The sequence below is a fragment of the Planococcus sp. 107-1 genome (assembly GCF_021513255.1).
Taxonomy (GTDB): Bacteria; Bacillota; Bacilli; order Bacillales_A; family Planococcaceae; genus Planococcus.
The window spans coordinates 1,179,666-1,192,758 of record NZ_CP090977.1; the positions used below are offsets into that span (position 1 = coordinate 1,179,666).

A 13,093-nucleotide genomic window follows, 5' to 3' on the forward strand; every position below is an offset into this window, starting at 1 on the left:
TAGTACACCGTGACTAATAGAAAACCAGAGCCAGCGCGATTGAGCGCTGGTTTTTTTATTGATATGTATTCTCATTTAGTTATGCGGTATTGAAAATAAAACCAATGGAGCTCGTACAGGAGTATTCGTTAAAAACCTTTATAAAATCAGTGTTGTAAATTGTTTTTTATGCAATTTCGGTTTCGGTTTAAAGATTTGCTACTCAAGTGAATTTCGGTTAAGATTAGAATGATACTAATTAAGAATGGTTTCCATTCAAAATTCACTTTATGGAGGTATTTACATGTCAACTTTGGTCATTACAGATTTACACGTTAAAATCGAAGACAAAGAGATTTTAAAAGGTGTGAACTTAACAATTAATACAGGTGAGATCCACGCAATCATGGGACCTAACGGAACTGGAAAATCTACATTGGCTTCAGCAATTATGGGCCATCCAAAATATGAAGTAACGCAGGGAAGCATTACGCTAGACGGCGAAGACGTTCTTGAGATGGAAGTCGATGAACGCGCTCGCGCTGGCCTTTTCCTTGGAATGCAGTACCCAAGTGAAATTTCAGGCGTTACGAATGCAGATTTTATGCGTTCATCTATGAATGCCCGCCGCGAAGAAGGGGATGAAATTTCGTTGATGAAATTCATCCGTGAATTGGATAAAAAAATGGAAGTTCTTGATATGGACCAGGATATGGCTCAACGCTACTTGAACGAAGGTTTCTCCGGCGGTGAAAAGAAACGCAACGAAATTCTTCAAATGATGATGATCAAACCGAAAATCGCTGTTCTTGATGAAATCGACTCCGGTTTGGATATCGATGCATTGAAAGTCGTGTCTGAAGGCGTTAACCAAATGAGAGGCGAAGACTTCGGCTGCTTGATTATCACTCACTATCAGCGTTTGCTGAACTACATCACTCCGGACCATGTCCATGTGATGATGCAGGGACGTGTCGTGAAATCAGGCGGAGAAGAACTTTCTCAAAAATTGGAAGCAGAAGGCTACGACTGGATTAAAGCTGAACTTGGAATCGAAGACGAGACTGTAGGACAGGAAGCATAATTGGAAGGGGAGACTAACGTGACGGTTGAAACGAATATCAAAATGACCGAGCAGGACGTGCGCTCCTTCTCGGCTTCTAAAAGAGAACCAGAAGAGTTTACAAACTTGCGCATCCAGGCGCTAGCAGCCGCAGAAGCGTTGCCGCTGCCAAAACCGGATAAAACCAAAATCGATAAATGGAATTTCACTGAATTCCCGGTTCACGCTGTTGAGAGCTCAACTTACAGCTCTTTAGAAGAATTGCCGGAAGAAGTGAAATCCGTTGTAGACTTAAAACAAAAAAATATTTATATCCAGCACAATAACACTCCAGCTTATTCGGCTCTTTCAGAAGACTTGAAAGCAAAAGGCGTTATTTTGACGGATATTTTTACGGCAATCCGCGAACATAGCGATCTTGTCGGGAAATACTTCATGAAAGAAGCGGTTCGTGCTGAAGAGCATAAATTGACTTCTCTGCATGCAGCTCTTTTAAATGGCGGCGTATTCCTATACGTTCCAAAAAATGTTGAAATTGAAGAGCCGGTACAAGTGGTTTTCATCCACGATGACGAGCAGGCATCTCTTTTCAACCACGTATTGGTCGTAGCTGATACAAGCAGTAAAGTAACTTATGTCGAAAACTATTTCTCGACAATTCCGCATTCGAATGGATTGGCGAATATTGTTTCTGAAGTTATTGCTGAAGACAACGCAAGCATCACTTACGGGGCTGTAGACGTTTTGGCAGAAGGCTTCACAACTTACGTGAACCGCCGCGGGATCGCAAAACGTGATGCACGCATTGAGTGGGCGATCGGCATGATGAACGATAGCGATACGATTTCTGAAAACACAACTCACTTGATCGGCGATAACTCAATCGGCGATACAAAAATGGTGGTTGTCGGCCGCGGAACGCAAAAACAGAACTTTACAACTCAAGTGATTCATTGGGGCAAAAACTCTGATGGACAAATCTTGAAGCACGGTGTGATGAAAGATTCTGCTTCATCTATCTTTAATGGCATCGGTAAAATCGAGCATGGTGCAACAAAAGCCAACGCGGAGCAAGAATCGCGTGTCTTGATGCTAAGCCCTCAAGCCAGAGGAGACGCTAACCCAATTCTTCTGATCGATGAAGACGATGTAACAGCAGGCCACGCAGCATCTGTCGGCCGCGTTGATCCTCTTCAATTGTATTACTTAATGAGCCGCGGGATTACAAAACAAGAAGCTGAACGTCTTGTTATTCACGGTTTCTTGGCACCAGTCGTAAATGTGCTGCCAATCGAAGGCGTTAAAAAGCAATTGACGGAGGTTATCGAAAGGAAAGTCCGCTAATGATTAACCAAGAGATAAAAAGCTATTTCCCAATATTAAATCAGGAAATAAATGGCCATCCGCTTGTTTATCTGGATAGCGCTGCTACTTCCCAAAAACCGGTTCAAGTGATCGAAGCATTAAAGTCTTATTATGAATTCGATAACTCCAATGTCCACCGAGGGGTACATACCCTCGGGAATCGGGCTACGGAAAAGTATGAAGGCGCTCGTGAAAAAGTCCGGAATTTCATCAATGCCAATTCAACAGAAGAAATTGTCTTCCTTCGCGGAACGACAACGGCAATTAATTTAGTAGCCCAAAGCTACGGCAGAGCCAATGTTGAAGAAGGCGATGAAATCGTCATTACTTACATGGAACACCATTCCAATATCATTCCATGGCAGCAATTGGCAAAAGAACGCGGAGCCATCTTGAAATACGTCGAGCTTGAAGAAGATGGAACCATTTCATTGGAGCAAGTTCGTGCCGCAGTAACTGAACGTACGAAAATCGTTTCAATGGTTTATGTATCCAATGTTCTTGGAACGATGAATCCTGTGAAGGAAGTTGCTGAGATTGCCCATGAAAATGGAGCAATTATGGTAGTGGACGGAGCACAAGCTGCGCCGCATCTGAAAATTGATGTACAGCAGCTGGATTGTGATTTCTTCGCTTTTTCCGGACATAAGATGTGTGGTCCGACAGGCATCGGCGTTTTATATGGCAAAAAAGCTTTATTGAATGACATGGAACCTGTCGAATTTGGCGGAGAAATGATTGATTTCGTTGGATTATACGACTCCACATGGAAAGAACTGCCTTGGAAATTTGAAGGCGGAACTCCGATTATCGCTGGAGCGGTTGCACTCGGTGCAGCTATCGACTTCCTGAACGAAATCGGATTGAACGAAATTGAAAAACATGAACATCAAATGGCTGCCTATGCAATGGACAAAATGAGTGGGATCGAAGGCCTTTCAATTTACGGACCGAAAGATCCTGCGAAACGTGCGGGCATTGTGACGTTCAACTTGGATGATGTTCATCCTCATGATGTGGCAACCGTCCTTGATATGAACGGCATTGCTGTTCGTGCCGGACACCATTGTGCTCAGCCTCTTATGAAATGGCTGGAGGTATCAGCTACAGCACGCGCAAGCTTCTACCTATATAATAGCGAGTCGGATGTCGACCGTTTAGTAGAAGGATTGCGTTCGGCAAAGGAGTATTTCAACGATGTCTACTAATAATTTAGATCAATTATACCGACGCGTAATCATGGATCATTATAAAACGCCGCGCAATAAAGGCACGCTTGAAAACGAAAACGTGAAAATCGACATGAATAACCCGACTTGCGGCGACCGTATTCATTTGACTTTGCAAGTTGAAGATGGCATCGTTAAAGATGCGAAATTCGATGGAGAAGGATGCTCGATTTCAATGGCATCAGCTTCAATGATGACGCAAGCTGTCAAAGGGAAAGATGTCGATACAGCGATGAAACTTTCAAGCATCTTTTCAGACATGATGCTCGGAAAAGATTATGATGATTCTATTGACCTTGGTGATATAGAAGCCTTGCAAGGCGTTTCACAATTCCCAGCGCGGATCAAATGTGCAACTCTTGCTTGGAAAGCTATGGAAAAAGGCGTGCAAAACGAAGACAAATCGTAACAAAGAACGGAGGAACGATGATGGCTAAAAAAATGCCGGAAATCGGTGATTATAAATATGGGTTCCACGATAAAGACGTTTCAGTTTTCCGCTCTAAACGTGGATTGACTGAAGATATCGTTCGTGAAATTTCGAATATCAAAAGTGAACCTGAATGGATGCTGGAATCACGCTTAAAAGCATTGAAATTATTCTATTCAATGCCGATGCCGCAATGGGGCGGAGATTTAGGTTCGTTGAACTTCGATGAAATTACGTATTACGTAAAACCATCTGAAGCGAGCCAAACTTCTTGGGACGAAGTTCCAGAAGAAATCAAAGCGACATTCGACAAACTTGGGATTCCTGAAGCAGAACAAAAATACCTTGCGGTGTTTCTGCACAGTACGAATCAGAAGTTGTTTACCACAACATGAAAGTGGAACTTGAGGACATGGGCATCGTCTTTAAAGACACAGATGCTGCGCTTCGTGAAAACGAAGACTTGTTCAGAGAATACTGGCAGACGGTTATTCCGGCTGCTGACAATAAATTTGCTGCGTTGAACACAGCTGTATGGTCTGGTGGATCTTTCATCTATGTACCAAAAGGCATCAAAGTGGAATCTCCGCTACAAGCTTATTTCCGCATCAACTCGGAAAATATGGGGCAATTTGAACGTACGCTGATCATTGTTGATGAAGGCGCAAGCGTTCACTATGTAGAAGGGTGTACAGCACCGGTTTATACAACCAACTCACTTCACTCAGCAGTAGTTGAGATTATCGTGAAAAAAGATGCATATTGCCGTTATACAACGATCCAGAACTGGGCAAACAACGTCTATAACCTTGTAACGAAACGCGCATTCGTTGATGCGAACGGAACAATGGAATGGATTGATGGCAACATCGGTTCTAAATTGACAATGAAATACCCAGCAGTTTACCTGCGCGGCGAAGGCGCTCGCGGAATGACGCTTTCGATTGCAATTGCAGGGAAAGGTCAGCACCAGGATGCTGGAGCTAAAATGATTCACTTGGCTCCGAATACTTCATCATCGATTGTTTCGAAATCCATTTCGAAACAAGGCGGTAAAGTATCGTACCGAGGAATTGTCCGTTTCGGACGTAAGGCGGATGGCGCACGTTCAAACATTGAATGTGATACGTTGATCATGGATAACCAGTCAACTTCTGATACGATTCCTTACAATGAAATCTTGAACGACAATGTTTCATTAGAGCACGAAGCGAAAGTTTCGAAAGTATCTGAAGAGCAATTGTTCTACTTGATGAGCCGCGGCGTTTCTGAGCAAGAAGCGACAGAAATGATCGTTATGGGCTTCATCGAACCATTCACGAAAGAACTTCCAATGGAATATGCGGTAGAAATGAACCGTTTAATCAAGTTCGAAATGGAAGGCTCGATCGGTTAATTTTTTCAATACGAAAAGCCCGGTGCCAATATGGCATCGGGCTTTTTATATTTATTGGAAATTAAGAAGCGCCTCTATTATTTTTCGATATTCTTCAAGGCTTCCCGCCTGCTGAGCGGCATGAGCGAGTGATGTGCAGTAAAAGACCGTACCCATTCCGCATCCGTTTTGGCATATTCCCGCAATGCCCAACCAATTGCTTTTTGGATGAAAAACTCTTTAGAAGCTGCATGTTGCCGAATAATTGAAGTTAACAATTCGGTATCGGTTTCCCGTTTGTATTTTAATTGATGCAAAATGGCAGAGCGATTTGTCCATAGATTATCGGCATAGGACCATTCAAGCATGATAGGTGCCCCGTTAAGGCATTCCTCACTAATGACATGGCCAACTATCCTCGGAGCGATTGAATCGACACTATCCCACCAGGACTTGCTTTCAATGAGCTGCCTCAAATTGGGCAGGTCTTGAAGCGTCAAATGATGTTTCGTTTTTTCGAGCAAGGCGATAGCGGCATATTGGTATTCCCGCTCCGGCAAGTTGTAGAGTTTCCATACCTCTTCGAAAAGCTGTGGTGGATGCGGCAATTCGCATTCTAAAAAATGCTGCTTTAATAACGCGTTTCTTAGGGGTGTTTTGATGCCGAGAAAAAGGGAATTGGTTCCGCATGTAAGCGGCCATCGGCACAGCTAATTGTTCATTGCGGTTGGCTTCGAATTTCTCAATGAGTGTTTCGCGGTTCCATTGTTTTTTCAAAGGGATCGGCTCCTCTTCTCCATGGAGGTGTATTTTTTTAGGGAACTGGGAAAAAAGAGATAAGGCAAGCTTTCAACTAAGAGGGCAGCTTTCCCTCTAAAGGCACTCTTAAAAGACGTCTTATTTTTTCTATGCTATCATAAAATAACAACGAATATTGGAGGCGGACTCATGATATATGTAGGATTGACTGGATGGGGCGACCATCCGGATGTCTATAGCCCAGGTTCTAAAAAAACAGAAAAGCTGATTGACTATAGCGCACATTTTCCAATCGTGGAATTGGATTCTTCTTTCTATGCGGTCCAACCTGAACGGAATATCCGGAAATGGATCGATGAAACGCCCGAAGGGTTCCAATTTGTCGTCAAAGCCTATCAAGGGATGACCGGGCATCAGCGGGGGGAGAACCCTTTTGAAAGCCGCGATCAAATGTTTGAAGCTTTTATCTTATCCATTCGCCCCTTAAAAGAGGCAGGGAAACTGGCCATGGTCTTATTGCAATTCCCGCCTTGGTTCGATTGCCAAAAAGAAAATGTCGAGCAGATCCGGGAAATCACCGGTCGCCTGAAAGAATTTGACTTAGCGGTGGAATTTCGACACCAATCTTGGTATGCACCGGAGCTTCGCGAGAAGACGCTTGAATTTTTTAGGGAAAAACAACCTGATCCATTCGGTCTGCGATGAACCACAAGCAGGCGAGGGATCAATTCCATTGGTTCCTGTATCTACCCGCGAAGATAAAGTGCTGATCAGGCTCCACGGGCGCAACGTCCACGGCTGGCTGAATCCTGGCCATGGCCAAAAATGGCGGGAAGTTCGCTATCTTTACGATTACAATGAAAAAGAATTAAATGAAATCAGCGAAGCAGCCAAACTTCTGGAGAAATCAACAGATCGGGTGTATGTTGTTTTCAACAACAATTCAGGAGGCCATGCCGCTGGTGATGCAAAGCAATTCCAGCAAATGAACGGCTTGGAATTCAACGGCTTATCACCGAAGCAGCTCGATTTATTTGACGGAGGGTTTTAATGGTCTTCTTGCTGATTGCGCTTGTCGGTTTGCTTTCAGGCATCGTTGGCGCATTAATCGGACTCGGCGGCGGTGTGATCTTAGTGCCAGCTATGCTTTTTCTTGGCACTTCTTTCGTCTTTTTTCCTGAACTTCCGCCTCAACAAATCGTTGGGCTTTCCGTGGTCATGATGATTTTCACGGGGCTATCCTCGACACTTTCCTATATGAAAGTCAAAACGGTGGATTACCGGAGGCGGGCTGATTTTCTTCGCTGGCAGCGTACCGGGAACCATCATTGGTGCTTTTGTCAATAAAGGCCTGGATCTTCCTTCGTTTCAATTGTATTTTGGGTTTTTATTAGTTTTTCTGGCTTTGTTATTATTGGTCAAAGACCGCTTAAAAGCAGTGCGGTGGTTTGTACAAAATGGCCGCAATTTCACGTTCCGGGATTCGATGAATAAGGAGTACGTATACGGCTATCCGGTATGGTTTGCGCTTCTTCTGACATTTTCCGTCGGATTTGCATCCGGCTTATTTGGCATCGGTGGAGGATCAATCATGGTGCCGGCAATGATTCTTCTTTTTCTATTTCCTCCACATGTAGCGGTCGGGACTTCGATGTTCATGGTGTTTTTATCGGCTATTGTAAATTCCATCACCCATATTTCACTCGGCAATGTGCCTTGGCTTTACACATTAGCAGTTGTTCCCAGTGCCTATATCGGTGCAAAAATAGGGGCCGCATTAAATAAAAAATTGAATTCCGATACACTCGTCGTTATTTTGCGGATTGCTTTATTGGTTCTCGGACTGCGGTCTATTTACGAAGGAATATTTAGTTCTTAAAGAGGTGTAAGTCATGGGTGAAACCCTTCACATTTATCATACAAACGATGTGCATAGCCATTTTTCAAATTGGCCGCGCATCCGGGCGCTGCTAAAAGAGCGAAAGCGTTGGCACGAAGAAGCGGGGGGATATGTGCCTCATTCTCGATATTGGTGACCATGTTGACCGCTCGCATCCTTTCACTGAAGGAACTTCAGGGAAAGGAAATATCGAATTATTGAACGATGCAGGCTACGATGCGGTGACCATCGGCAATAATGAAGGCATCACCTTGGCTAAGGAAGAGCTTGACACGCTTTATCTGCAAGCCGATTTTGACGTCATCGTCTCCAATTTGTTCGAATTGGACGGCAGCCGGCCGAATTGGGCAAAACCCTTTCAACTAATGGAAGCGAAGAGCGGCTTGAAAATTGCGTTGGTTGGGGCTACTGCAGAGTTTACGCCGTTTTACCGGCGACTGGGCTGGTCCGTTACCGACGCAAAAGATTCCATAGTCCAAGCGGTTGAGGCCATAAAAGATCAAGCCGATCTCATTATCTGTCTGTCGCATCTCGGCATTAAAGAAGATGAGCAATTGGTGGACTTGTGTCCGGAGATCGATGTATTGCTCGGAGCCCATACGCATCATATTTTCCATGATGGCAAAATGATCGGAAATACGATGCTTGGAGCAGCCGGTAAATTCGGCATCTATATCGGACACATTACGGTTGATCTTCAAAGCGGCAAGAAACAAGCGGAATTGATTGAAACCGCTATGCTTCAAAGTGTCGAAGAAGATTTTGATGAGTTGCTGATCGCACAAGGAAAAGAACAATTAAATGATCCGATTTTCTATAATGAGCAAGTACTTGATGCGGAATGGTTCAAAGACTCGAAACTCGCAGAATTGTTCGGGGAAGCGATGCTTGATTTTTCAGGAGCGGACTGCGCCATTTTCAATGCCGGGTTATTTATGGAAAATATGCCGCTTGGAACAGCGACGCGCTATGATTTCCATAAGATGCTTCCGCATCCGATCAATCCTTGCCTGATCGAATTGACAGGCGCCGAACTGAAAGAAATCTTTCTCCAATCCTTGAACGCCGAATGGCCGACTATTGAATTGAAAGGGATGGGTTTCCGTGGGGCGGTGTTCGGCAAAATGATCCGCATCAACTTATCGATGGAGAATCACCAATTATTCATTGGCGGCATTCCGGCAAATCCGGAAGAAACTTATAAATTGATTACTTTGGATATGTTCACTTTTGGTTATTTCTTCCCTTCGTTAAAAAGGGCGCCTAAGAAATACTTCATGCCTGAATTCCTGCGGGACGTCTTTAGCCAGTATTTTAGAAGCAAAGCGCTTAAATGAGTGAATATTCAAAGTATAAACTTATTTGATTTTCAAAAAAATATCGGCTATGCTAACTAAGAAATGAATTATATCGATGGGTAGAGGCTGCGGAATTTATCAGTACAATGCGCGAGTTTGACAACGTTGAACGCATTCGAAAGGAAATTTTGCCGAAGTTCTTTTTTCAGAGTCAATGGAAAAAGTGCTGGGGTCATTCTGAAGAAGAATGGCACTGTCATTTGTGCTTTGCACAAATGAAGAGCTACAGGGATGTTTGATGTATTATCACACAGACGAATTGTAGAAGGCTGATTGTACCCTAACGGTGACAATCAGCCTTTTTTCTCTTCCATCCTACAAAAAAGGAGGATTTTTCATGGAGAACACGATTTATTCAATCTTGCCGCCAATCATCGCCATTGCGATGGTGCTATTAACGCGGCGCGTGTTGCTGTCCCTTGGAGCCGGGATTGTCGCTGCAGCATTTATCTATACCTCATTTGCTCCGGTAGCCGCTTTAAAAGAGCTTTATACGTCTTTTGCAGTTATTTTTTGGGATGAAGGCTTTAATGCTTATAATTTTTTCATTATTCTTTTCCTACTGCTTTTAGGAATCATTACCGCTTTCGTCAGCTTATCAGGAGGAAGCCATGCTTTTGCTGAGTGGGCATCGACTCGGATCAAGTCGAGAAGAGGGGCAAAAGTTGTTACAGTCGCATTAGGTATTGTCATTTTCATTGACGATTACTTTAATGCACTTGCTGTCGGGCAAGTCGCACGCCCGATTACAGACCGTTATAAAGTCTCTCGTGCGAAACTGGCTTACTTTATCGATTCTACAGCCGCGCCTGTCTGCGTTATTTCGCCGGTATCAAGCTGGGGCGCAGCCATTATCGGAATTGTAGCCACCATTTTGGCAGGGCAGACTTATGTCGAGTCGTCAGCTTTGGAAGCGTTCATTTGGATGGCACCGATGAACTTTTATGTGGTTGCTTCTCTTGCAATCGTCTTTTTTGTCGCAATTCGAGATGTGGATTTTGGCGAGATGAAAAAGCATGAAACCCTAGCTCTTACAAAAGGCCAATTATTCGATCCGGATAAAACGATTCCAGGTGAAATGAAAGAAGAATTTCCAAGCCATTCACATGGCCGGGTTCTGGATTTATTATTGCCGATCTTCGTATTGGTCGTAGGAACTGTCAGTGCAATGATGTGGACCGGCTATCAAAATGCGGAACAAGTTTTTGATATTTGGCTGATTTTCGAAAATACGGATGTACCTGCTTCTCTTCTAGTGGGCGGCGTATTGGGGGCATTAACTTCCGTCATTCTTTACTTGCTGCAAATGCGCAAAAACGAAACAGCCAATGCCGGTTGGGTAGCAAAAGGAATTTTGGCTGGAGTTAGATCGATGTTGGGTGCAGTGATGATTCTTATCTTCGCTTGGTCATTGACTTATCTGATCGATAGTCTTGAGACCGGAAAATATTTAGCAGATGTTGTTACCGAAGCTAATATGCCGACTTCAATTCTTCCAGTTTTGCTGTTTTTGCTAGCAGGCATCATGGCATTTTCTACAGGAACATCTTGGGGTTCATTCGGGATCTTGCTGCCAATTGCTGGGCAGATTATGTCTCAAGCTGAACCGGAATTATTATTGCCGACGCTTTCAGCCGTTTTAGCAGGAGCTGTATTCGGCGATCATTGTTCGCCGATTTCAGATACGACAATCCTTTCCTCTACAGGAGCAGGAAGCAATCATATGGACCATGTGATTACCCAGTTGCCTTATGCTATTACAGCCGCGTTAATTGCTGCGGTAGGGTATATTGTCATAGGGTTCACAAACTCACTTTTGCTGTCTTTAGGCGTAGTGATTGTTATTTTGGCGATATTATTCATCGTTTGGTCAAGACGCACGACTATTGCTGAAAAACACAATAAACTAGTATAAATTTGAAAGCAGAGAAGTGACTTCTCTGCTTTTTTATTATTTCGCAAATAGTTTTAATTAAAAAAAACGAGAAATTATCTTTACTTTGCCAAACTCCCTCGTTATACTATTTTTAGATTAGCAATAATCTGAAAATAAACAAACTTCCTATTTTTCTGTAAGAAAAATGGAAGAACACTAAGGGGGAAGAGAGATGGAACGTTCGCAATGGGGTACGCGAGCCGGATTTATTATGGCGGCTGTCGGCTCAGCGGTAGGTTTAGGGAACATTTGGCGTTTTCCATATGTTGCCTATGAAAATGGTGGAGGAGCATTCTTTATACCGTACTTATTCGCTCTGTTAACCGCAGGGATACCAATTCTTATTTTGGAATTCACCATTGGACATAAGTACCGCGGATCGGCACCGTTATCATTCTTCAGAATGAGCGGCAAGAAATTGGAATGGATGGGCTGGTGGGCCGTCTTCGTGTCATTCGTCATATCCGTCTATTATGCGGTCATTATCGCATGGGCAATGCGATACACGATTTTCTCCTTCAATCAAGCTTGGGGAGACGATACAGAAGGATTCCTATTCAATGATTTCTTGCAATTGACTGTACAGCCAGGCGAAACTGGTGGAATAGTATGGGGTGTATTTATTCCGCTCGCACTTGTCTGGATCATTACACTCGGCATCTTGCTTGCCGGAGTTAAAAAAGGAATTGAAATGGCTAACCGCATTTTCATTCCAACTTTAGTCGTGATTTTCTTGATTGTTGTTATTCGCGCTGTCACGTTGGACGGAGCGGCTATGGGATTAGATGCATTCTTCAAACCGAATTTTGATGCCATAATGGATCCTTCGGTCTGGGTAGCAGCTTATGGCCATATTTTCTTCAGTTTATCGGTAGCATTTGCGATTATGATCACTTATGCAAGTTATCTTCCGAAAAAATCGGATATTACCAATAACGCCTTTATCACTGGATTTGCCAACTCGGCTTTCGAATTATTGGCAGGGATTGGCGTTTTCGCAGCACTTGGGTTCATGGCTAGCCAACAAGGGGTGGCCGTGGCGGACGTAGCATCAGCTGGCGTCGGGCTGGCATTTGTTGTATTCCCGCAAATCATCAATGAATTCCCAGGATTCAATGGCCTGTTCGGTGCATTGTTCTTCCTGTCATTGACGCTTGCTGGATTGACTTCCTTGATTTCCATCACTGAAACTTATGTAGCTGGTTTTTCTGAGAAATTCGGCATTTCGCGTAAGAAAGCAGTTCTGTTTGGCGGCGGACTTGCTGCTTTGATTTCTATCCTATTTGCAACTCAGGGCGGCTTGTTCTTCTTGGATCTTGCCGATTACTACATCAACCAATTCGGTGTTGCATTCATCGGACTTGTAGAAGTTGTCCTAGTGGTTTGGGTATTCCGCAAAGCAGGAATGCTTCAAGAACATGCCAATGCCATTTCGGATATTCGACTTGGCGGCTGGTGGAAATTCAGCTTAGGCATCATTACCCCAATCGTCTTAGGCTACATGATGTTCGGCCTTTTGAAGCTGAATATTCTTCAGGAGTTTGATAATGAGACTGGGAACTATGAAGGCTACTCCAATATGTTTACACTGACTGGAGGCGTCGCAGTAGCGGCAGGCGCACTTGTTCTTGGAATCCTCTTCTCAATTGGCAAATGGCATAAAGACCATGCGCAGTATGACGAAAACAAATAAGGGAGG

Annotated in this window: 8 protein-coding genes, 3 pseudogenes and 1 riboswitch; of the genes and pseudogenes, 10 read left to right on the forward strand and 1 reads right to left on the reverse strand. The window is 43.8% G+C overall.

Annotated features, from left to right (window positions below; translation table 11 throughout):
- Window positions 1-283 precede the first annotated feature (283 nt).
- From sufC to sufB, 5 genes and pseudogenes are all read left to right on the forward strand, one after another.
- Window positions 284-1,063: a Fe-S cluster assembly ATPase SufC gene (gene sufC / locus L0M13_RS06240; RefSeq protein WP_235198772.1), complete on the forward strand. Its 780-nt coding sequence runs from the start codon at window positions 284-286 to the stop codon at window positions 1,061-1,063.
- A gap of 18 nt (window positions 1,064-1,081) precedes the next feature.
- Window positions 1,082-2,386: a Fe-S cluster assembly protein SufD gene (gene sufD / locus L0M13_RS06245; protein ID WP_235198773.1), complete on the forward strand. Its 1,305-nt coding sequence runs from the start codon at window positions 1,082-1,084 to the stop codon at window positions 2,384-2,386.
- A complete protein-coding gene (locus L0M13_RS06250; RefSeq protein WP_235198774.1) occupies window positions 2,386-3,615 on the forward strand; it encodes a cysteine desulfurase in 1,230 nt (409 codons plus the stop codon). The genes sufD and L0M13_RS06250 overlap by 1 nt, the downstream gene beginning before the upstream one ends.
- Entirely contained in the window at window positions 3,605-4,045 is a 441-nt protein-coding gene (sufU, locus tag L0M13_RS06255; protein WP_052652178.1) for a Fe-S cluster assembly sulfur transfer protein SufU, read from the forward strand. Before L0M13_RS06250 ends, sufU begins: the two co-directional genes overlap by 11 nt.
- A 20-nt stretch (window positions 4,046-4,065) precedes the next feature.
- A pseudogene (sufB, locus tag L0M13_RS06260) lies at window positions 4,066-5,462 on the forward strand (Fe-S cluster assembly protein SufB).
- Window positions 5,463-5,539: 77 nt separating this feature from the next.
- Here sufB and L0M13_RS06265 read toward each other — a convergent pair.
- Window positions 5,540-6,151 (reverse strand): DNA alkylation repair protein, encoded by a 612-nt coding sequence (locus L0M13_RS06265; RefSeq protein ID WP_311195662.1) that lies wholly within the window; start codon window positions 6,149-6,151, stop codon window positions 5,540-5,542.
- A gap of 238 nt (window positions 6,152-6,389) precedes the next feature.
- Here L0M13_RS06265 and L0M13_RS06270 point away from each other — a divergent pair.
- The 5 genes and pseudogenes from L0M13_RS06270 to L0M13_RS06290 all read left to right on the forward strand — a co-directional run bounded on the left by L0M13_RS06270 (window position 6,390) and on the right by L0M13_RS06290 (window position 13,087).
- Window positions 6,390-7,251: pseudogene (locus L0M13_RS06270) on the forward strand (DUF72 domain-containing protein).
- Window positions 7,251-8,079, forward strand: a pseudogene (locus L0M13_RS06275) (sulfite exporter TauE/SafE family protein). Before L0M13_RS06270 ends, L0M13_RS06275 begins: the two co-directional pseudogenes overlap by 1 nt.
- A gap of 131 nt (window positions 8,080-8,210) precedes the next feature.
- Window positions 8,211-9,437, forward strand: a complete 1,227-nt coding sequence (locus L0M13_RS06280; RefSeq protein WP_311195633.1) for a bifunctional metallophosphatase/5'-nucleotidase — start codon at window positions 8,211-8,213, stop codon at window positions 9,435-9,437.
- Between the two features lie 73 nt (window positions 9,438-9,510).
- A riboswitch (Lysine riboswitch) is annotated at window positions 9,511-9,692 on the forward strand.
- Between the two features lie 103 nt (window positions 9,693-9,795).
- A complete protein-coding gene (locus L0M13_RS06285; protein WP_235198775.1) occupies window positions 9,796-11,373 on the forward strand; it encodes a Na+/H+ antiporter NhaC family protein in 1,578 nt (525 codons plus the stop codon).
- Between the two features lie 193 nt (window positions 11,374-11,566).
- Complete coding sequence (locus tag L0M13_RS06290) at window positions 11,567-13,087, forward strand: sodium-dependent transporter (protein WP_235198776.1); 1,521 nt, start codon at window positions 11,567-11,569, stop codon at window positions 13,085-13,087.
- The last annotated feature ends 6 nt before the right edge of the window (window positions 13,088-13,093 follow it).

Bases quoted from the DNA above. Each gene is read 5' to 3' on its own strand.
- L0M13_RS06250 (WP_235198774.1), top strand. From the start codon at position 2,386: ATGATTAACCAAGAGATAAAAAGCTATTTCCCAATATTAAATCAGGAA.
- L0M13_RS06290 (WP_235198776.1), top strand. From the start codon at position 11,567: ATGGAACGTTCGCAATGGGGTACGCGAGCCGGATTTATTATGGCGGCT.
- sufC (WP_235198772.1), top strand. From the start codon at position 284: ATGTCAACTTTGGTCATTACAGATTTACACGTTAAAATCGAAGACAAA.
- L0M13_RS06280 (WP_311195633.1), top strand. From the start codon at position 8,211: ATGTGCCTCATTCTCGATATTGGTGACCATGTTGACCGCTCGCATCCT.
- L0M13_RS06285 (WP_235198775.1), top strand. From the start codon at position 9,796: ATGGAGAACACGATTTATTCAATCTTGCCGCCAATCATCGCCATTGCG.
- sufU (WP_052652178.1), top strand. From the start codon at position 3,605: ATGTCTACTAATAATTTAGATCAATTATACCGACGCGTAATCATGGAT.